General features: G+C 65.2%; 15 protein-coding genes. 11 read left to right on the forward strand and 4 right to left on the reverse strand.

Going from position 1 to position 20,041, the window contains the following annotated elements:
• Positions 1-92 precede the first annotated feature (92 nt).
• The 3 genes from FHR96_RS08065 (at position 93) to FHR96_RS08075 (ending at position 6,413) form a co-directional block, all read left to right on the forward strand.
• A complete protein-coding gene (locus FHR96_RS08065; protein WP_183387152.1) occupies positions 93-527 on the forward strand; it encodes an REP-associated tyrosine transposase in 435 nt (144 codons plus the stop codon).
• 1,528 nt (positions 528-2,055) lie between these two features.
• Entirely contained in the window at positions 2,056-3,297 is a 1,242-nt protein-coding gene (locus FHR96_RS08070) for an efflux RND transporter periplasmic adaptor subunit (RefSeq protein WP_183387153.1), read from the forward strand.
• Entirely contained in the window at positions 3,294-6,413 is a 3,120-nt protein-coding gene (locus tag FHR96_RS08075) for an efflux RND transporter permease subunit (RefSeq protein WP_183387154.1), read from the forward strand. Before FHR96_RS08070 ends, FHR96_RS08075 begins: the two co-directional genes overlap by 4 nt.
• Before the next feature lie 73 nt (positions 6,414-6,486).
• Here the strand turns inward: FHR96_RS08075 and FHR96_RS08080 are convergent, their stop codons facing one another.
• From FHR96_RS08080 to FHR96_RS08095, 4 genes are all read right to left on the reverse strand, one after another.
• Positions 6,487-6,801 (reverse strand): helix-turn-helix transcriptional regulator, encoded by a 315-nt coding sequence (locus FHR96_RS08080; protein WP_183387155.1) that lies wholly within the window; start codon positions 6,799-6,801, stop codon positions 6,487-6,489.
• Positions 6,798-6,944: a hypothetical protein gene (locus tag FHR96_RS08085; protein ID WP_183387156.1), complete on the reverse strand. Its 147-nt coding sequence runs from the start codon at positions 6,942-6,944 to the stop codon at positions 6,798-6,800. The genes FHR96_RS08080 and FHR96_RS08085 overlap by 4 nt, the downstream gene beginning before the upstream one ends.
• 156 nt (positions 6,945-7,100) lie before the next feature.
• Positions 7,101-7,292 (reverse strand): hypothetical protein, encoded by a 192-nt coding sequence (locus tag FHR96_RS08090; RefSeq protein ID WP_183387157.1) that lies wholly within the window; start codon positions 7,290-7,292, stop codon positions 7,101-7,103.
• A 1,553-nt stretch (positions 7,293-8,845) separates the two neighbouring features.
• Positions 8,846-9,430, reverse strand: a complete 585-nt coding sequence (locus FHR96_RS08095; protein WP_183387158.1) for an OmpW/AlkL family protein — start codon at positions 9,428-9,430, stop codon at positions 8,846-8,848.
• Positions 9,431-10,191: 761 nt separating this feature from the next.
• On the opposite strand from FHR96_RS08095, the gene FHR96_RS08100 reads away from it, so the two are divergent.
• The 8 genes from FHR96_RS08100 to FHR96_RS08135 all read left to right on the forward strand — a co-directional run bounded on the left by FHR96_RS08100 (position 10,192) and on the right by FHR96_RS08135 (position 19,889).
• Entirely contained in the window at positions 10,192-11,955 is a 1,764-nt protein-coding gene (locus FHR96_RS08100; RefSeq protein WP_183387159.1) for an SLC13 family permease, read from the forward strand.
• A 160-nt stretch (positions 11,956-12,115) separates the two neighbouring features.
• Entirely contained in the window at positions 12,116-12,952 is an 837-nt protein-coding gene (gene cysQ / locus FHR96_RS08105; protein ID WP_343066348.1) for a 3'(2'),5'-bisphosphate nucleotidase CysQ, read from the forward strand.
• 188 nt (positions 12,953-13,140) lie between these two features.
• Positions 13,141-14,058, forward strand: coding sequence for a sulfate adenylyltransferase subunit CysD (gene cysD / locus FHR96_RS08110; RefSeq protein ID WP_183387161.1), 918 nt, complete (start codon positions 13,141-13,143; stop codon positions 14,056-14,058).
• Positions 14,059-14,184: 126 nt separating this feature from the next.
• Positions 14,185-14,529 carry a four helix bundle protein gene (locus tag FHR96_RS08115; RefSeq protein ID WP_183387162.1) on the forward strand — a complete coding sequence of 115 codons (345 nt, stop codon included), beginning with the start codon at positions 14,185-14,187 and terminating at the stop codon, positions 14,527-14,529.
• A gap of 73 nt (positions 14,530-14,602) precedes the next feature.
• Positions 14,603-16,516, forward strand: a complete 1,914-nt coding sequence (gene cysN / locus FHR96_RS08120; RefSeq protein ID WP_183387163.1) for a sulfate adenylyltransferase subunit CysN — start codon at positions 14,603-14,605, stop codon at positions 16,514-16,516.
• Positions 16,517-16,707: 191 nt separating this feature from the next.
• Positions 16,708-17,166, forward strand: coding sequence for a DVU3141 family protein (locus FHR96_RS08125; RefSeq protein ID WP_221195741.1), 459 nt, complete (start codon positions 16,708-16,710; stop codon positions 17,164-17,166).
• The gene (locus tag FHR96_RS08130; protein WP_183387164.1) at positions 17,163-18,896 is read left to right on the forward strand and encodes a polysaccharide biosynthesis/export family protein; all 1,734 of its coding nucleotides are present in this window, start codon (positions 17,163-17,165) and stop codon (positions 18,894-18,896) included. Before FHR96_RS08125 ends, FHR96_RS08130 begins: the two co-directional genes overlap by 4 nt.
• Positions 18,897-19,076: 180 nt before the next feature.
• Positions 19,077-19,889, forward strand: a complete 813-nt coding sequence (locus tag FHR96_RS08135) for an ABC transporter permease (RefSeq protein WP_183387165.1) — start codon at positions 19,077-19,079, stop codon at positions 19,887-19,889.
• Positions 19,890-20,041: the final 152 nt, after the last annotated feature.

The following is a 20,041-nucleotide window of genomic DNA, read 5'->3' on the forward strand; positions in this document are numbered from 1 at the left end:
TGAAAGCCTATCTGGTGGCTCCGACTTGCATGGCGCGAGGATCCTCTGCAGCTGCTAGGGTGGATGGAGGTCACAAGAAGTGAACTTTCATCATGCCGGCTTCCCACTCTTGCCGCCTCAGGAAGGGGCGCAGTTCCTCGCCCGGTTACTGCTACCTGATCACCATGGTGACGGCATCTCGTCGCCCGGTGTTCCACGATCACCGGCATGCTGCCAGCGCCTCCCGCCAATTCTATGCTCCGGCCGTCGTCCAGCACGGCGATACGCTTTGCTACGTGGTCATGCCTGACCATGTTCACTGGCTAGTACAGTTGAAGGGCGACCTGTCCTTACTGGTGCGAATCTACAAGTCGCGGGTATCCATCGCAGTCGGCAGGCCAATCTGGCAGCCGGGCTTCCACGATCATGCCCTGCGACACGAGGAAGAGCTCAAGGCCATGGCCCGCTATGTGGTGGCCAACCCCCTGAGAGCTGGGCTTGTGAGCCATATTACTGATTACCCTTACTGGAATGCGGTCTGGTTGTGAACCTCGCTGAGCCCGATGGTAGACAACACAAAAACCATCGCGCAGCAAGCTGCGCTCCCACGAAGACCTGGCTGGTGGCACTCAAACCCTGTGGGAGCGCTCTTCGTGGGAGTGCTCTTCAGATCCGGTCCGACGCATCGGCGAATGGCGCCGCCAGGCGCCTGGGGCCTTGCCACCGAATCGCGCAGCAAGCTGCGCTCCCACGAACACCTGGCTGGTGCCACTCAAGCCCTGTGGTAGCGCTCTTCGTGGGAGTGCTCTTCAGATCCGGTCCGACGCATCGGCGAATGGCGCCGCCAGGCGCCTGGGGCTTGCCACGCAGCAGAGCCGGAACTCGGACCGTGCGCTCCCACGAACACCTGGCTGGTGCCACTCAAGCCCTGTGGTAGCGCTCTTCGTGGGAGTGCTCTTCAGATCCGGTCCGACGCATCGGCGAATGGCGCCGCCAGGCGCCTGGGGCTTGCCACGCAGCAGAGCCGGAACTCGGACCGTGCGCTCCCACGAAAACCTGGCTGGTGGCACTCAAGCCCTGTGGGAGCGCTCTTCAGAGCGCGAAATCGGAGCCTCGAGGTATCCGGTCACCCCTCGCGCAGCAAGCTGCGCTCCCACGAAGACCTGGCTGGTGGCACTCAAACCCTGTGGGAGCGCTCTTCGTGGGAGTGCTCTTTAGATCCGGTCCGACGCATCGGCGAATGGCGCCGCCAGGCGCCTGGGATCCGGTCACCAAATCGCGCAGAAGATCTTCGCTCCCACGAAGACCTGGCTGGTGGCACTCAAACCCTGTGGGAGCGCTCTTCGTGGGAGTGCTCTTCAGATCCGGTCCGACGCATCGGCGAATGGTCCCGCCAGGCGCCTGGGGCCCTGCCACCGAATCGCGCAGAAGATCTGCGCTCCTACGAAAACCTGTTCGGTGGCACTCAAGCCCTGTGGAAGCGCCCTTCGTGGGAGTGCTCTTTAGATCCGGTCCGACGCATCGGCGAATGGTGCCGCCAGGCGCCTGGGGCTTGCCACCGAATCGCGCAGCAAGCTGCGCTCCTACGAAGACCTGCTTGGTGGCACTCAAGCCCTGTGGGAGCGCTCTTCAGAGCGCGAAATCGGAGCCTCGAGGTATCCGGTTACCCCTCGCGCAGCAAGCTGCGCTCCCACGAAGACCTGGCTGGTGGCACTCAAGCACTGTGGGAGCGCCCTTCGTGGGAGTGCTCTTTAGATCCGGTCCGACGCATCGGCGAATGGCGCCGCCAGGCGCCTGGGGCTTGCCACCGAATCGCGCAGAAGATCTGCGCTTCTACGAAAACCTGTTCGGTGGCACTCAAGCCCTGTGGGAGCGCTCTTCAGAGCGCGAAAGCAGAGCCTCGAGGTATCCAGTCACCCCTCGCGCAGCAAGCCGGAACGCCGGACCGTGCGCTCCTACGAAGACCTGCCAGGTGGCTCCGATGCGCTGAGGGGCGCTTTTCGGTGTGCGCTGGTCGTCGGGGGCGGTCGGTATTGTATATTGGGGATCTCGAATTCTGGCCAATGGGCGTGCTCGATGCGACGAATGCTGATCCCCGTGCTGTTCCTGGCCCTCGGCCTGGCGGCCTTTATGGGGCTGCGCGCCACCCGGCCCGAGCCCGCCCAGGTGACGCCCCAGGAGCGCAGCTGGCGGGTCGACACGCTCAGCGTGAGGCTGGCATCCCATGCGCCGCTGCTGCCGCTGTATGGCGAGATCGTGGCGCCCGAGGCGATCACCTTCACCGCGCCGCTCCCCGCCCGCGTTGCCAGCCGCCCGGTGCGCGATGGCCAGCAGGTGACCGAGGGCGAGACGCTGGTCACCCTCGACGAGGCCGATGTGGCGCCCGTGGTTGCCCGCGCCGAGGCTCGGGTCGCCGATCTCGAGGCGCAGATCGACGCCGAACGAGTGCGCCAGGAAAGTGACCAGACGGCGCTGACGCGTGAGCGGGAACTGCTCGACAACGCCCAGCGGCGGCTCTCCCGAACCCGCTCGCTGGCCGAGCGCAACCTGGCCTCGCCGTCGGCGTTGGATGATGCCCGTGATGCCCTGGCCCAGGCCCGCGTCACCGTGGATGCCCGCGAAGGCGCCATCGCCGGGCATCCGGCGCGGCTGGCCCAGCTTGAGGCGGGACTCGCCGAGGCCCGGGCCAGTCTCGCCGAGGCGCGCCGCGACGCCGAGCGTTCCAGCGTCGCGGCGCCTTTCGACGGCATCGTCAGCAGCGTGGCCGTGGCGCCCGGCGAGCGCGTCGCTGAAGGCGCCGAGCTGCTGTCGATCTATCCCCGCGACGGCCTCGAGCTGCGTGCCCTGGTGCCCAACGCTTATCTCGCCGAGCTGCAGGCCGCTCTGGACACTGGGCAACGCCCGATCGCCATCGGCGAGGGCGCGCGCTTCCGGCTGACCGGTTTCGTCGGCGAGAGCGCCCCCGGTGGCACCGAGGCGATCCTGCGTCTCGACGGCGAGCCCCATGGCCTGCGGCCGGGCAGCCTGGTGGACGTGCGCCTGCAGCGCCCGACCGTGCCCGACAGCCTGGCGGTGCCGGCCAGCGCGCTGTACGGCGACGACGTGCTCTACCTGCGCGACGCCGACGATCGCATGCACCGCCTTCAGGTGATGCGTCACGGCCTGGTGGCCGGTCCCGGTGCGGCTAGCTCTGGCGACAGCTGGGTGCTGGTCAGCGGCGAAGGGCTCAGCGACGGCCAGCGGGTGATCGTCACCCACCTGCCCAACGCCGTCGAGGGGCTCAAGGTCGAGGTCGCCGGCGACGAGGAGGACGCATGAGCCGACGCGGCGGGCCGCTGGGCTTCTTCGTCCATCATCGAGTCGCCGCCAACCTGGTGATGCTGGTCATGCTGCTGGGCGGCGCCCTGGGCCTGACGCGCATGAACATCCAGTTCTTTCCCGACTTCGCCCTCGACGTGGTCAGCGTGAGCACGGTGTGGAGCGGTGCCGCGGCAGAGGACGTGGAGCAGGGCATCACCGTGCCGCTGGAGCAGCGCCTGCGCAGCGTCGACGGCCTCAAGCGCATGACCTCGACGTCGGCCCAGGGCGTCTCCAGCATTACCCTGGAGTTTCGCGAAGGCACCGACCCGGTGCTGGCGCTGGACGACGTTCGTCAGCGGGTCGACGAATTCACCCATCTGCCGGTCGACGCCGAGGAGCCGCGGATCAGTCGGGTGGCGCACTACGAGCCGGTGGCGAGGCTGCTGATTCACGGCGGGGTGTCCGCCGATGAACTGCGCCACCTCGCCAACCGCCTGGAGGATTCGCTGCTGCAGGCGGGCATCGACCGAGTGGAGACCCAGGGGCTGCCCGAGCAGCAGATCAGCATCGAGGTCCCCGCGGAAAGGCTGCAGGGCCTGCAGCTGAGCCTCGACGAGATCGCCGAGCGCATCGGCGTCATGTCGCGTGACCTGCCCGCCGGGTTGCTCGGCCAGCAGGACGGTGCCCGTGAGTTGCGTGCCGTCGAGCAGCGACGCAGCGCGGCCGGGTTTGCCGAGCTGCCGATCCTGAGCAGCGACCGCGTCCAGATACGGCTCGGCGATATCGCTACCATCCGCCAGGAGCCGCGCGACGGGGAAGTCACCCTCAGCCAGGACGGCCAGGCGGCGGTGGAGCTGCTGCTGCAGCGCACCGCCGACGGCAACTCCCTGGCGGCCGCAGACACCCTACAGCGCTGGCTCGACGAGACGCGTCCCGGGCTCCCACCCACGGTGGCCCTTGAGGTTCACGACGAGACCTGGCAGCTGATTGCCGAGCGCATCTGGCTGCTGATCGGCAACGGGCTGGGTGGCCTGCTGCTGGTGCTGGGCCTGCTCTACTTCTTCCTGCCGGCGAGGGTGGCTTTCTGGGTGGCGATCGGCATCCCCACCGCCTTCCTCGGCGCCATGGCGACGTTCTGGATCATCGGCGGCTCGATCAACATGATCTCGCTGTTCGCGCTGATCATGGCGCTGGGGGTGATCGTCGACGACGCCATCGTGGTCGGCGAGGACGCCGACGCCCACTTCCGCCAGGGCGAGGCGCCGCGGCACGCCTCGGAAGGCGCGGCGCGGCGTATGCTGTGGCCGGTCATGGCCTCGTCGCTGACCACCATCGCGGCCTTCATGCCGCTGCTGATGGTGGGCGGCGTGATCGGCAGCATCCTCGGCGACATCCCGATGGTGATGATCTGCGTGCTGGTCGCCTCGCTGCTGGAGTGCTTCGTGGTGCTGCCCGCCCACCTGCGCAACGCCTTCGTGCCCGCCCGGTCCGCCAGGCGCCACCCGCTGGCGCGCGCCCGGGAGCGCTTCGAGGCCGCCTTCGACGCCTTCCGCGAGGGCCCGTTCCGGCGTTTCTCGGCACTGACCCTGCGCCATCGTGCCGCCACCCTGGCCGCGGCGGTGGCCGTGGTGCTGGCCACGGTGGGGCTGCTGGCTGGCGGGCGGCTGGCCTTCAACTTCTTCCCCACCCCGGAGCCCAACGTGCTCTACGCCAACGCCAGCTTCGTCGCCGGCACCGACCGCGAGCGCGTCGACGCCTTCCTGGCGCGGCTCGAAGCGAGCCTCGAAGCCACCGACGAGGCGCTGGGCGGCGAGCTGGTCAGCCATGCCGTGACCCGTCACGGCGCGGTGATCGCCGAAGGCGCGGCCGGGCGCACCGGCGACAACCTGGGCTCGATCATGGTCGAACTGGTGCCCTCCGACGATCGTACGGTGCGCAACGCCGAGTTCATCCGCGCCTGGCGCGAGCGCCTGGCCCTGCCGGCGGGGCTAGAGAACCTGACCATCAGCGAGCGCAGCGCCGGCCCGCCCGGCAAGGACGTCAACGTGCGCCTGACCGGCGAGTCCGCCGAGGCCCTGAAGCGGGCCGCCGAATCGCTGTCGCGTTCCCTGGCGCAGCTGCCCGGCGTGCTCGCCACCGAGGACGACATGCCCTGGGGACGCGAGCAGCTGATCTACCGGGTCAGCCCGCGCGGCGAGGCGCTGGGGCTGACCACCCGCGAACTGGGCCGCCAGCTGCGCGCCGCCTTCGACGGCCAGCTGGTGCAGGTCTACCAGGACGGGCCCGACGAAGTCGAGGTGCGGGTGCTGCTGCCCCGCGAGCAGCGCGAACGCCTGGCCTCGCTGTCGCGGCTATCGATCCGCACGCCGGACGGGCGCTTCGTGCCCCTCGACCAGGTCATGTCGCTCGACCATCGCCAGGGCTTCGAGGCGCTGCGCCATGCCGACGGGCGCCTGGCGGTGGAGGTCACCGCCGAGGTGGACACCGCGGTCAACACGCCCGACCGCATCCTTGCCGATCTCGAGGCCTCGGTGCTGCCGGCGCTGATGCGCGATCACGGCGTGCGCTACAGCTTCGAGGGCCGCGCCGCCGACCAGCGCGAGACCTTCGCCGACATGCGTGTCGGGCTGATGGTCGGCCTGGCGCTGATGTACGTGGTGCTGGCCTGGGTGTTCGCCTCCTGGAGCCTGCCGCTGATCGTCATGGCAATCATTCCGCTGGCCCTGGTGGGGGCGCTGGTGGGGCACTGGCTGCTGGGTCTCGACCTGACCATGCTGTCGCTCTTCGGCCTGTTCGGGCTGTCCGGCATCGTGGTCAACAACGCCATCATCCTGGTGGCCTTCTACCGCCAGCAGCGCCACCGAGGGCTTGAGATCGACGCCGCGCTCAACGAGGCGGTGGTGCAACGGGTGAGGGCGGTGCTGCTGACTTCGCTGACCACCATCGGCGGGCTGATGCCGCTGCTGTTCGAGACCTCGCTGCAGGCCCAGTTCCTGATTCCCATGGCGGTCTCCATTGCCTTCGGCCTCGGGCTCTCGACGCTGCTGGTGCTGGCGGTAATCCCGGCGCTGCTCAGCTACCTGGAACACCTGCGCATGCGCCTCGGGCGCGATGCGCTGCCGGAATCGACCTGAGCCCGGCGGCCGGGTGGCTAGTTTGTTGGTGGTCAGCCGATCCGTGTTCAGAGAGTGTGTTCAGAGAGTGTGTTCAGAGCGAGTTGCCCTCGACCAGTTCCGCCAGCAGCTCGGGCTGCCGTGGCAGCAGGCCGACCCTGAGCCCCAGTGGCCGGAAGACTCGATCGAGGCTCGCCATGGAAGCATTGCCCGCATCCCGCTCGATGTCCGACAGGGTACGCCGGCTGACGCCGGCCAGCTCGGCGTAGGCCGTCTGGGTCAGGCCAAGCACCTCGCGACGCAGGGTGCGCAGCACGCGGCCCTCGGTCGTCTCGCCGCGCATCAGCAGGCGCAACTGTTCGAGCAGCGCCGCCTGGCGGTCGTCTGGAGAGCGCAGCCGAGGCTTCATGCCAGCCCCCAGCGCGCCAGGCGGGCATCGAGATGGTTCAACCCCACCGCCGGCATATCCAGGATGCGCGCCGGTACGCCGCGATCCGCCAGTCGGTCGCGAAGGCCCCTCAGCCGTTCGCCCTGCGCCTGCAACTCGGCCATCAGCCGCTCCGGCGCCACCAGGTCGCCCAGGCTGTCGGCGACGGCTGGCCAGTCGACGTCGAAGCGAGGCAGCCACAGAGAGGGGTAGCGCGAGCCTTCATGGAGTTCCAGCCCATCATCGGCGATGGTGTCTACTCCGAGGGCATGCAGCTCGCGTTAGTAGTGGTATTCGGCGCGCAGGATGTCGCAGTCATCGTCGCTGCACCTTCCTCGGGGAAGCTTGACCAGATAATGGGCGTCGAGCGTGGTCGCGTCGTCCTGCCAGGTATCGATCCAGATCTCCTGGCTCGAGTTGCGGCGTATCAGCAGCTTGGGAGCCTCGCCGCCAGGCGCCTGGGGGCCTGCCACCGAATCGCGCAGAAGATCTGCGCTCCCACGAAAACCTGTTCGTTGGCACTGAGCCGAGGAGGGAGTGCTCTTCGTGGGAGTGCTCTTTAGAGCACGAATGGCGCCGCCAGGCGCCCGATAGTATCCAGAACCCCAACTTCTCGCGCAGCAAGCTGCGCTCCCACGAAAACCTGTTCGGTGGCACTGAGCTGAGGCGGGAGTGCCTTCGTGGGAGATTCTATGTTGCCCTGCAAGCCTCGATGGCGCCGTCAGGCGCCTGGGGGCCTACCACTGAATCGCGCAGAAGATCTGCGCTCCCACGAAGACCTGCCGGTGGCTCTGGCTCGCTGAGGATTGCTTTTCGTGGGAGAGCTCTTTAGATCCGGTCCGACGCATCGGCGAATGGCGCCGTCAGGCGCCTGGGGGCCTACCACTGAATCGCGCAGAAGATCTGCGCTCTCACGAAGACCTGCCGGTGGCTCTGGCTCGCTGAGGATTGCTCTTCGTGGGAGTGCTCTTCAGATCCGGTCCGACGCATCGGCGAATGGCGCCGTTAGGCGCCCGATAGTATCCAGAACCCCAACTTCTCGCGCAGCAAGCTGCGCTCCCACGAAAACCTGTTTGGTGGCTCTGGCTCGCTGAGGATTGCTTTTCGTGGGAGTGCTCTTTAGATCCGGTCCGACGCATCGGCGAATGGCGCCGCCAGGCGCCCGATAGTATCCAGAACCCAACTTCTCGCGCAGCAAGCTGCGCTCCCACGAAGACCTGCCGGTGGCTCTGGCTCGCTGAGGATTGCTTTTCGTGGGAGTGCTCTTTAGATCCGGTCCGACGCATCGGCGAATGGCGCCGTCAGGCGCCCGATAGTATCCAGAACCCGAGTCCTCGCGCAGCAAGCTGCGCTCCCACGAAAACCTGTTCGGTGGCACTGAGCTGAGGCGGGAGTGCCTTCGTGGGAGATTCTATGTTGCCCTGCAAGCCTCGATGGCGCCGCCAGGCACCTGCAGACATCCAGAACCCCAACTTCTCGCGCAGCAAGCTGCGCTCCCACGAAAACCTGCCAGTGGCTCTGGCTCGCTGAGGATTGCTCTTCGTGGGAGTGCTCTTCAGATCCGGTCCGACGCATCGGCGAATGGCGCCGCCAGGCGCCTGGGGCTTGTCACTGAATCGCGCAGCAAGCTGCGCTCCCACGAAAACCTGTTTGGTGGCTCCGGCTCGCTGAGGGGCGCTTTTCGTGGGAGTGCTCTTTAGATCCGGTCCGACGCATCGGCGAATGGCGCCGTTAGGCGCCCGATAGTATCCAGAACCCCAACTTCTCGCGCAGCAAGCTGCGCTCCCACGAAAACCTGTTCGGTGGCACTGAGCCGAGGCGGGAGTGCCTTCGTGGGAGATTCTATGTTGCCCTGCAAGCCTCGATGGCGCCGCCAGGCACCTGCAGACATCCAGAACCCCAACTTCTCGCGCAGCAAGCTGCGCTCCCACGAAAACCTGCCTGGTGGCTCCGGCTCGTCATCGCCCAAACGCAAGCATGCCGGGCGCTGGGCCCGGCATGTGTCATGCGTCATGCGGCAACGGCATCAGAAGCGATAAGTGATGCCGCCACCGATGGTCACGGGGTTGAGCTTGACGGTGCCAAGGTCATTGCCGTTGCGCTCGGCTTCCGCATCGATATCGGCATATTGGGCGAAGCCGGAGACGCTGAGGTAGTCATTCACCATCAGGTCGACGCCAAGCTGGCCCATTACGCCGTAATCGGAGTCGATGTCGATATCACCCGCTGAGGTGTCAACGTTGGAGAAGTGGGTGTAGTTGACACCCAGGCCCATGTAAGGCTGAACGCGAGAGTCCAGGCCGCCCAGCGGATAGTAGTTCACCAGCAGGTTGACCGGCAGGCGGTCGACGCTGCCCAGTTCCTTGCCTGCCAGGCCGAAGTCGTGCTCGATCTCTTCACTGGTGGACAGTTCAATGCCGAACTTGTCGTGGAACAGATAACCGCCGGCGAGAGTGGCGCCACCTTCGTCGGAGACGTTGTGGGTCTTGATGTCGCTCTTGGCGTAGCCGCCGCGAACGTAGACGTCGCCGGCCTGATAGGCCATGGCGGCGGAGCTGGCCAGGACCATGGTGGACAGGGTGCCGATGGTGAGTAGGGCGGTGCGCTTCATGATGATCTCCATTTCATGTTGGGTGCATTCCCTGCGTGGCCAAGGAAAATCATGTTTCCTTGTTTATTTGTCGTCAAACTTGGTGTGTGACATTTTGTGACTATTAAGTGGCCAACTTGACGGATGGGTAAGTTGCCAAATAGTCAGCACTTCGGAGTGTGACGCTATTTTCAACTATTGCCAAGTAATACCGTCGAGTAGTGGGCGTGCCGTATTCGACGTCAAACATGAGTGGTATCGATTCTTTGACGTCTTCACGATGTTTTCGGCTCGATGCTTTCGGCTTGATGTTTCCAGCACTAGATGGGTTGCTGAGGCGCCCTGAAGCTCATTGATGGTCGCCAGGCCACCCTGCGCCTGCGTGGCGGCTGACTGCTCTGGGAAGGGCGCCGGCCATGGCTTCGCCATGTCATGTGGCCGGGCTGACATCCTGGGGCGATCTATCAATACGACGCCTCAGGCTTGATATGGCGCGGGAAGTAACCTCTATGCACCTCATTTATTTTAGCAAACGCTATTTTATGCGTCTACGGTAGCCTCCCTTGCTTGAGGCGTATCTCTTAATCATGGTTGTCGCTATGTGGCGACTAGCTGTAAGGGGTATGAGCCCGTATAATGCGCACCTCGTTGGTATTCTCATATAAGCCGATCACAGGACGTGGTACATAGGCATCGGCGCCATCGTTGATCAAGGGCAAGGGAATCGCCCGGTGTCAATCCCCGGGCGGTAGCGTGCCTGCTCAGTTGGAGTACGTTTTCTCATGGCATGGGATGCCTGGCTCAGTCTGTCGTGCGTCATTGCCGTGCTGCTGGCGCTCGCCCTCACTCGCATCGCCCCGGATGCGCTGCTCATGGCCTCGCTGGCCTTCCTCGTGGTCAGCGGCGTGCTCGACCCCTCCCAGGCACTGGCCGGCTTTTCCAATCCGGGGGTAATGACGATCGGCGCCCTGTACGTGGTCGCCGCCGGCCTCAAGGAAACCGGGGCCGTGCTGTGGGTCGCCAATGCGCTGCTTGGCCAGCCCGCGACGCTCAAGCGCGCGCAGTGCCGGATGCTGGTGCCGGCCTCGGTACTCAGCTCCTTCATGAACAACACCACCGTGGTGGCCATGTTCATTCCCGCCATCCAGGAATGGTCGCGCAAGCTCGGGCTCACGCCCTCCAAGCTGCTGCTGCCTTTGAGCTACATCGCCATCCTCGGCGGCACCTGTACCCTGATCGGCACCAGCACCAACCTGGTGGTGGATGGCCTGCTGCAGAGCGAAAAGCAGGTCTCGCTGGGCATGTTCGACCTGGCGGCGGTGGGCATTCCGGTGCTGCTGATCGGCGGGGTCTTCCTGACGCTGTTCGCCGACCGCCTGCTGCCGCGCCGCGAAGGCGTGATCGAGCAGCTCGACCACGCCCGGGAATACAGCGTCGAATTCGTGGTGGCCGAGGGCGGCGCCCTGGTGGACAAGACCATCGCCGAGGCCGGGCTGCGCAACCTGCGTCACGGTTACCTGGTCGACATCGAACGAGGCGGCCGCTTGATGACCGCGGTGCCGCCGGATACCCAACTGATGAGCGGCGACGTGCTGATTTTCATCGGCGCCCCGGAATGTGCCCGCGAGCTGCGGAGGGTGCGCGGCCTGACCCCGGCCAACGGCGACATCCACAAGCTCGACATCGACAATCACCACCGCTGCCTGGTCGAGGCCGTCATCGGCTCGGACTTTGCCGGGCTCGGCCAGACCGTCAAGGCCTCGCGCTTCCGTTCGCGCTACCAGGCGGTGATCCTCTCGATCTCCCGCCAGGGCCAACGCCTGCCGGGCAAGGTCGGCGACATTCAACTGCAGGTCGGTGACACCCTGCTGATGGAGACCGGCCAGCAGTTCGTCGAGCAGTATCGCTACCGCAAGGATTTCCTGCTGGTCAGCGCCCTGAACGATTCCACGCCTCCCGACTTTCACAAGGCGCCCATCGCCATGGCGGTACTGTCGATGCTGGTGCTGTCGGCGGCCTCGGGCATGCTGTCGATCCTCGAGGCCGCCCTGCTGGCGGCCGGCGGCATGCTGGTGACCGGCTGCATCACCGTCAGCAAGGCGCGCCGCTACGTCGATCTTTCGGTGCTGATCGTGATCTCCGCCTCGTTCGCCCTGGGCGCGGCGATGACCACCTCGGGCGCCGCCCAGGCGATCGCCGGAGCGCTCGTCGATGCCCGCATGGCGCCCTGGCTGGCGCTGGCGATGGTCTACCTGCTGACCACGCTGTTTACCGAACTGATCACCAACAACGCCGCCGCGGTGCTGATGTTCCCCATCGCCATGTCGGTGGCCGAGCAGTTGGGTGTCGATTTCATGCCCTTCGCCGTCGCCATCATGTTCGCCGCCTCGGCCAGCTTCATGACCCCGCTCGGCTACCAGACCAACCTGATGGTCTACGGCCCCGGCGGCTACCGCCTGCTCGACTACCTGAGGCTCGGCGCCCCGCTGAGCCTGATCGTCGGCACCACCGCCGTCGGGCTGATACCGATGGTGTGGCCGTTCTGACCGCTTTGCGGTCAGAGAGCTGGAAGAGCACCGCTTCGCGGCTGGAAGCTAGAAGCTGGAAGAAAACCCGCTGATCTAGCTGCTCGGTGCATGGGTTTTGCCCTTGGGGTGACTTCCAGCTTCAAGCTTCCAGCTCATGGCTTGTTTTAAAGGAGTTTTCGTGACCGATTTCGTAACTAACGACCTGCGCGCCCGCCTGATCGATGGCGTTCACGCCGCGGGCCGCCGCGTTCTGGCGGTCTACGAGCGCGATTTCGCGGTCGAGACCAAGGACGACCAGAGCCCGCTGACCGAGGCGGACATGGCGTCGCATCACGCGCTGGTCGAGCTGCTGGAGGCGGCCACGCCCGAGGTGCCGATCCTCTCCGAGGAGTCGGGCGACATTCCCTACGCGACTCGCCAGACCTGGCAGCGCTACTGGTTGATCGATCCGCTGGACGGCACCAAGGAATTCATCAAGAAGAACGGTGAGTTCACCCTCAACGTGGCGCTGATCGAAGACGGCGTGCCGGTGTTCGGTATCGTGCACGCTCCGGTGCTGGAGACGACCTGGGTCGGCCAGCACGGGCAGGGCGCCTGGAAGCAGGGCACCAACGGCCCCGCCGAGTCGATCAGCGTGCGTTCGTTGCCAAACCCCGAGCAGGAGGCCTGGAAGATCGTCGGCAGCCGCTCCCACGGCTCGGCCGAGTTCGAAGCCTTCTGCGCCGAGCTGCCGGCCCACGAACGGGTCTCCATGGGCAGCTCGCTCAAGCTGTGCCTGGTCGCCGAAGGCGCCGCCGACCTCTACCCGCGCCTCGCCCCGACCAGCGAATGGGACACCGCCGCCGCCCAGGCCGTGGTCACCGCCGCCGGCGGCGACGTGCTCAACGCCCACACCCTCGAACCGCTGCGCTGCAATCAGCAGGACAGCGTGCTCAACCCGTTCTTCATCGTCAGTGGTCAGCGCGACGAGCGCTGGGAAAACGCGCTGCGCTTCCAGCGCAAGCTTGAAGCTTGAAGCCGGAAGTCCCCGGCTTCGCCGGGAGCTAGAAGCCGGAAGCTTGAAGCTGGAAGAAACCCCACGGGAGCCCAGCTTTGGGCATGGTTTTGACTTTGGTGTTTCTTCCAGCTTCTAGCTTCCAGCCGCGAAGCGGGGCTCTTCCAGCTTCGAGCCTTCCCCATTGAATCTGAATTCCTGGATACCCCATGACTGAGATAACCCCCGAACGCCAGACCCACCTCAAGCAGCTCGAGGCCGAGTCGATCCACATCATCCGCGAGGTGGCGGCCGAGTTCCGCAACCCGGTGATGCTGTACTCCATCGGCAAGGATTCCTCGGTGATGCTGCACCTGGCGCGCAAGGCCTTCTACCCGGGCACGCCGCCGTTCCCGCTGATGCACGTCAACACCACCTGGAAATTCCGCGAGATGATCGAGTTCCGCGATCGCATGGCCGAAAAGGCCGGCATGGAACTGATCGAGCACATCAACGAGGAAGGCCGGGCCGCGGGCATCAACCCCTTCGACCACGGCAGCTCCAAGTACACCGACATCATGAAGACCCAGTCGCTGAAGCAGGCGCTGGACAAGTACCGCTTCGATGCCGCCTTCGGCGGCGCGCGCCGCGACGAGGAAGCCAGCCGCGCCAAGGAGCGGGTGTTCTCGTTCCGTGACAAGCACCACCGCTGGGACCCCAAGAACCAGCGCCCCGAGCTGTGGAACACCTACAACGCCAAGGTGAACCAGGGCGAATCGATCCGCGTGTTCCCGCTCTCCAACTGGACCGAGCTGGACATCTGGCAGTACATCTACCTCGAATCGATCGACATCGTCCCGCTCTACTACTCCGCCCCGCGCCCGGTGGTACACCGCGACGGCATGGACATCATGGTCGACGACGACCGCCTGCCGCTGGAAGACGGCGAAGTGCCCGAAGAGAAATGGGTCCGCTTCCGCACCCTCGGCTGCTACCCGCTGACCGGCGCGGTGGAATCCAAAGCCACCACGTTGCCCGAAATCATCCAGGAAATGCTGCTCACCCGCACCAGCGAACGCAGCGGCCGCGCCATTGATCATGACCAGGCGGGCAGCATGGAGAAGAAGAAGAGGGAGGGGTACTTCTAACGCGCCTCAGGCGCGTTAGAAAGCGGGAAGCTTGAAGAGCGGCGCTTCGCGCCTGGAAGCTGGAAGAGAAAAGCTTTCTACCCCTGGCCTACCTTGTAGGCATGACCGGAGGAGGGAGGGGAGGACATGGACTTCGAAAAGCTTCAGGTGTGGAAACGATCGGCGAGATTATCGGCCGAACTCTACAAGTCGATGCGCGACCTTCGCGACTTTGGATTCAAGGATCAGATCACTCGTTCCGGGCTTTCGGTACCGAGCAATATCGCAGAGGGCATGACGCGTGGCACGGCCAAGGATAAGCGACACTTCCTGCTGATTGCCAAGGGCTCATGCGCCGAGCTGAGAACACAGATCTACATCGGCATCGATATTGGCTACATCGAGAAAGTCAGTGGAAACCGGTGGATACAGGAAACAAGAGAAATTGCCGCCATGCTCTCCGGACTGATCGGCAAGCTCACCATCGAATGAACAGCTGTGAAGCTAACGGGGTTGGGGGTTCTTCCAGCTTCAAGCTTCCAGCTTCCAGCTAGGGATTCCGGCAATGTCACATTCATCCGCTTTGATCTCAGACGACATCGAAAGCTACCTCAAGGAACACGAGCAGAAAGACCTGCTGCGTTTCATCACCTGCGGTAGCGTCGACGACGGCAAGTCGACGCTGATCGGTCGGCTGCTGCACGATTCCAAGATGATCTACGAGGATCAGTTGGCGGCGATCACCCAGGCGTCCAAGACCAGTGGGACCACCGGCGATGAGGTGGATCTGGCGCTGCTGGTGGATGGCCTGCAGTCCGAGCGGGAGCAGGGCATCACCATCGACGTGGCCTATCGCTTCTTCTCCACCGACCGGCGCAAGTTCATCATCGCCGACACCCCGGGGCATGAGCAGTACACCCGCAACATGGCCACCGGCGCCTCCACCGCCAGCCTGGCGGTGATCCTGATCGATGCTCGCCACGGCGTGCAGACCCAGACGCGTCGCCACAGCTTCATCGCCGACCTGCTGGGCATCCAGCACCTGGTGGTGGCGATCAACAAGATGGACCTGGTCGACTACTCCCAGCAGCGCTACGAGGAGATCGTCGCCGAGTATCAGGAAATCGCCGCCAAGCTCGGCGCTCCCGATATCCGCTTCGTGCCGCTCTCGGCGCTCAAGGGCGACAACGTCGTCAACAAGAGCGAGTCGATGAACTGGTACGACGGCCCGGCGCTGCTCGAGCTGCTCGAAACCGTCGAGATCACCCACGACCAGAACCTGCGCGACCTGCGCCTGCCGGTGCAGTACGTCAACCGTCCCAACCTCGACTTCCGCGGCTACTGCGGTACCCTGGCCGCCGGCGTGATGAGCCCGGGCCAGAAGGTGAGGGCGCTGCCGTCCGGCAAGGTCTCCACCGTCGAACGGCTGGTCACCTGGGACGGCGATCTCGACGTGGCCTATCCCGGCCAGGCGATCACCGTGACCCTGGAAGACGAGATCGACATCTCGCGCGGCGACTGGCTGGTGGCCGAGAACGACCAGGTGCCGCTGGCCAACAGCTTCGAGGCCGATATCGTGTGGATGCACGAGACCGCGCTGGAGCCCGGCAAGCTGTACGACATCAAGCTGGCCACCCGCGATGCGGCGGGCAAGGTGAGCGCGATCGACTACCAGGTCGACGTCAACACCCTCGAGCATCGCCACGCCGACCACCTGGACCTCAACGCCATCGCCCGCTGCCGGCTGGAGCTGACCGCCCCGGTGCCGGTCGACGACTACCGCACCAGCCCGGGTACCGGCAGCTTCATCATCATCGACCGGCTGACCAACATCACCGTCGGTGCCGGCATGATCCACCAGCCGCTGGATAGCGAGCTGCCCTACGAGTTCCGCGACAACGACAGCAAGGCCAACGTGGTGTGGAACCGCACCAGCGTGACCCAGGGCATGCGCGAGCAGCTCAACGGCCACGCCGGCAAGTGCGTGTGGTTCACCGGCTACTCCGGTTCCGGCAAGTCGACCCTGGCCAACGCCCTGGAAGTGGAGCTCAACCGCCGCGGCTATCACACCATGCTGCTGGACGGCGACAACATCCGCCACGGCCTGTGCAAGGACCTCGGCATGGGCGAGGCCGACCGCGCCGAGAACATCCGCCGGGTGGGCGAAGTGGCGCGGCTGTTCGCCGAGGCCGGGGTGATCGTGATCACCGCCTTCATCTCGCCGTTCCGCGCCGATCGCGACGCCGCCCGCGAGCTGTTCGACGAAGGCAGCTTCATCGAAGTGCACGTCAACACGCCGCTGGATATCTGCGAAGAGCGCGATCCCAAGGGGCTCTACCAGAAGGCGCGCGAGGGCAAGATCCTGGACTTCACCGGCATCAACAGCCCCTATGAAGTGCCGCGTGACGCGGAAGTCACGGTCAACACCCAGGAAATGAGCCAGCAGGACATGGTCAGCCGCCTGCTCAAGGAGCTATAAGCTCAAGGGCCATAAGCTCAAGGGGCTATTAGCTCAAGGGCCATAAGTGCGGGCCTGGCACTGCGATAGCGGCGCCAGGCCCTCGTTCGCCAGCCACTATCGAAGCTCATTCGTCATTGTCGGGGAACGCAGGTTCCAGCGGCCTGCGTTCCCCGACAATGATTCATGAACAATACCGCAGGAAACTCTTCATGCACGATATCCCAACTTTTCGGCCTGGCCGGAAGCGGGCCAAGCGGCATTCGGCCTGCCGGATTTCACGCCAATGGCGGATGTTCTCTCCGCTGCTGATGGCGCTGACGCTTGGCCTCACGGGCTGTGCCGCGCTGCAGCCGCCGGCAATGCAGAGCGGCTCGGTGATGGCCGATGCCAACGACGGGCAGCCGCTCGGCGACAACCTCAACGGCTTTCTCAGCCAATCGGCTCCCGGCAGCGCGCTGGCCCTGGACAACAGCCCCTGGGGCGGCAACGTCCAGGTGATGGCCGATGCGCCTTACTACGCGGCCAGCGGCCGTACCTGCCGCCAGCTCCAGGTCACCCAGCTGCGTAGCGGCAACGTGCGCTTCGAGGTGGCCTGCCAACTGGCCAACGGCCAGTGGGTCAGCCAGCGGTTGGTGACGCAAACCGAGTCAGGGAGGACTCGCCGGTGAACCATCGTGATACTTCATGGCTGAGCGCCGCCCTGGTGACGGGCCTGCTGGCCCTGCCCAGCGTGGCCAACGCCCAGAATCTCACGCCCTCGCTGGGCCTTTCCGACCAGCAGGGGGCGACGGCAGCCGCAGCGGCAGCCCAGGCCAGCGGGCAGGGCGAGAGCGTGGATGCCAACCCGCGAGCCAACTGGAACAACGCCAACTATGGCCCCGTCGCCAACCCGCCCAAGGCGGAGATGGATGAGCTGCCGCCGTTCGGTGCCAACCTCTTCGAAGGCGGCTTTCGCGGCGCCATGGCCGACGGCCTGAATGCCGGCTATAAGGTCAAGCCCGGCGACCAGGTGACCCTGCGCGCCTGGGGCGCCGTGGAACTCGACCGCACCATGGCGGTGGATGCCCAGGGCAATGTCTTCATTCCCTCGATCGGCCCGGTGCAGGTGCAAGGCATGAGCAGCCAGCAGCTGGATGCCCAGGTGCGCCAGGCGATCAAGAGCGTCTACCCGCAGGACGTCGAGGTCTACACCAACTTGCAGGGCGTGCAGCCGGTCGGCGTGTTCGTTACCGGCTACGTCGACAACCCGGGGCGCTATTCCGGCACGCCGTCGGATTCGGTGCTGTACTTCCTCGACCAGGCCGGCGGCATCGACCAGGATCTCGGCAGCTACCGTCAGATTCGGGTCGAGCGCAACGGTCGCACCGTCGCGACGGTCGACCTGTACGACTTCCTGCTCGACGGCGACATCCAGCGCCCGCAGTTCAAGGACGGCGACACCATCGTCGTCGAGGAACGCGGCCCGGCCATCGCCGTCACCGGCGACGTGAAGCGCGAGTATCGCTACGAGCTGACGGGCCAGCAGCTGAGCGGCGCCGACGTGACCCGCCTGGCGCGCCTGCGCAGCGGCGTGTCCCACGTCCTGCTGCGCGGCGATCGCTCCGACGGCCCGGTGGCCGATTACGTTCCGCTCAGCGAATTCGGCAGCCGCACCGTGCAAAGCGGCGACGAGGTGCTGTTCAGCTCCGACCAGCGCAGCGAGAACATCGTCGTCGAGCTGCAGGGCAGCTTCTTCGGCCCGTCGCGCTACGTGCTGCCGCGCAACGCCCGGCTCGGCGAGCTGCTCGATGCCGTCAGCGTGCCCAAGGAAATGACCAGCGTGCGGGACATCTCGATCCTGCGCGAAAGCGTCGCCGAGCAGCAGGAAGAAGCCTTGGACAAGAGCCTGCATCGCCTGCAGACCACCTATCTGGGCTACCCGGCACGCACCGCCGCCGAAGGCGAGATCCAGGTGCGCCAGGCCGAGCTGATCGAACGCTTCGTGGAGCAGGCCTCACAGGTCGAGCCCACCGGCCAGCTCGTCGTGGCACGCCGCGGCCAGGGGCTCGCCGACGTGCGCCTGCAGGACGGCGACGTGATCCGGATTCCCGAGACCAACGACGCCATCCTGCTCAGCGGCGAGATCACCATGCCCCAGGCGGTGGTGTATACCCCGGGCATGTCCGTCGACGACTACATCGAACAGGCCGGCGGCTTCACGCCACGCGCCAACGACGACGAAGTGCTGGTCGCCCATCGCAACGGCGCCGTGGTCCCGGCCGGCGATGCACGGCTGAGAGCCGGCGACGAGATCATCGTTCTCCCGCGCGCCCCGACCAGCAACATCGAACTCGGCAAGTCGATCACGCAGATCCTCTACCAGGTGGCCGTGGCCACGAAGGTCGCCCTCGATCTCTGACCGGCTTGCGCCGGGAGCTGGAAGCTAAAAGCTAGAAGCTGGAAGAAAACCCAAGGTCAACACCATTACTCAAAGCTGGTCTCCAGTGGGTTTCTTCCAGCTTAAGCCCGCGAAGCGGGCGTTCTTCCAGCTTCTAGCTCCCGGCGAAGCCGGGGACTTCCAGCTTTCATGGATAAGCCAATGACACAGCCAACTTCCTCTGCCACTCCAACGCGTCGCACGCCTTGGCAGGTAACCCGCAGCGTCTGGTACGCGATGTTCATGCGCGAGGCCGTATCTCGCACCATGACCGACCGCATGGGCTGGTTCTGGATGATCTTCGAACCGCTGGCCTTCACGCTGATCATGGTGGGGATTCGTTCCTTCATTCGCGGCGATCGACTGATCGTTGGCGCCGACTTCATCCCCTGGATGATCGTCGGGATGATGGGTTTCTTCCTGATCCGCGAAGGCATGATGCGGGGCCTGGGCGCGGTGGAAGCCAACAGCGCCCTGTTCGCCTATCGCCAGGTGCAGCCGATCGACCCGGTGCTGGTGCGCAACTTCCTGGAAGGCATGCTGCGTACCTTCATCTTCCTGCTGTTTATCGTCGGCGGGCTGATGCTGGGGCTGGATATCAACCCGGACGATGCGATTGGCGCCTTTGCATGGTGGGCTTCGGCCTGGTGCCTCGGGTTGGGGCTGGGGCTTGTCGTCTCGGTGATAGCGAATCTTGTGCCGGAATTCGGCAAGGTATTGCGTATGATCACGATGCCGCTGTTGATCCTCTCCGGGGTGATCTTCCCGCTGAACCATCTGCCGCACTGGCTGCTGGAATACCTGATGCTCAACCCCATCGTGCATGCCCTCGAGCTGCTGCGGGCGAGCTTCTTCGAGGGTTACTACGTCGTGCACGGCACCAGCGCCACCTACTTCTGGATGTTCACGCTCTCCACGCTTGCGCTGGGGATGCTGCTGCACGTTCGCTTCAAGGACAAATTGAAGGCCAAGTAGTCGTAAGCTGGAAGAGCGCCCGCTTCGCGGGCTTAAGCTTGAAGCTTGAAGAAAAAACCTTGACCCGATGATGGCGGGGTTCATGCTGCCTTCCAGCTTCCAGCTTCCAGCTTCCAGCTTCCAGCTTCCAGCTTCCAGCTTCCAGCTTCCAG

Origin of the sequence: Halomonas organivorans (genome assembly GCF_014192055.1) — a bacterium.
GTDB classification, from domain to species: domain Bacteria; phylum Pseudomonadota; class Gammaproteobacteria; order Pseudomonadales; family Halomonadaceae; genus Halomonas; species Halomonas organivorans.

What these genes read in the sequence shown, in the direction of transcription:
- FHR96_RS08065 (WP_183387152.1), top strand. Translation starts at nt 93, where the DNA reads ATGCCGGCTTCCCACTCTTGCCGCCTCAGGAAGGGGCGCAGTTCCTCG.
- FHR96_RS08070 (WP_183387153.1), top strand. Translation starts at nt 2,056, where the DNA reads ATGCGACGAATGCTGATCCCCGTGCTGTTCCTGGCCCTCGGCCTGGCG.
- FHR96_RS08075 (WP_183387154.1), top strand. Translation starts at nt 3,294, where the DNA reads ATGAGCCGACGCGGCGGGCCGCTGGGCTTCTTCGTCCATCATCGAGTC.
- FHR96_RS08080 (WP_183387155.1), bottom strand. Translation starts at nt 6,801, where the DNA reads ATGAAGCCTCGGCTGCGCTCTCCAGACGACCGCCAGGCGGCGCTGCTC.
- FHR96_RS08085 (WP_183387156.1), bottom strand. Translation starts at nt 6,944, where the DNA reads ATGGCCGAGTTGCAGGCGCAGGGCGAACGGCTGAGGGGCCTTCGCGAC.
- FHR96_RS08095 (WP_183387158.1), bottom strand. Translation starts at nt 9,430, where the DNA reads ATGAAGCGCACCGCCCTACTCACCATCGGCACCCTGTCCACCATGGTC.
- FHR96_RS08100 (WP_183387159.1), top strand. Translation starts at nt 10,192, where the DNA reads ATGGCATGGGATGCCTGGCTCAGTCTGTCGTGCGTCATTGCCGTGCTG.
- cysD (WP_183387161.1), top strand. Translation starts at nt 13,141, where the DNA reads ATGACTGAGATAACCCCCGAACGCCAGACCCACCTCAAGCAGCTCGAG.
- FHR96_RS08115 (WP_183387162.1), top strand. Translation starts at nt 14,185, where the DNA reads ATGGACTTCGAAAAGCTTCAGGTGTGGAAACGATCGGCGAGATTATCG.
- cysN (WP_183387163.1), top strand. Translation starts at nt 14,603, where the DNA reads ATGTCACATTCATCCGCTTTGATCTCAGACGACATCGAAAGCTACCTC.
- FHR96_RS08125 (WP_221195741.1), top strand. Translation starts at nt 16,708, where the DNA reads ATGCACGATATCCCAACTTTTCGGCCTGGCCGGAAGCGGGCCAAGCGG.
- FHR96_RS08135 (WP_183387165.1), top strand. Translation starts at nt 19,077, where the DNA reads ATGACACAGCCAACTTCCTCTGCCACTCCAACGCGTCGCACGCCTTGG.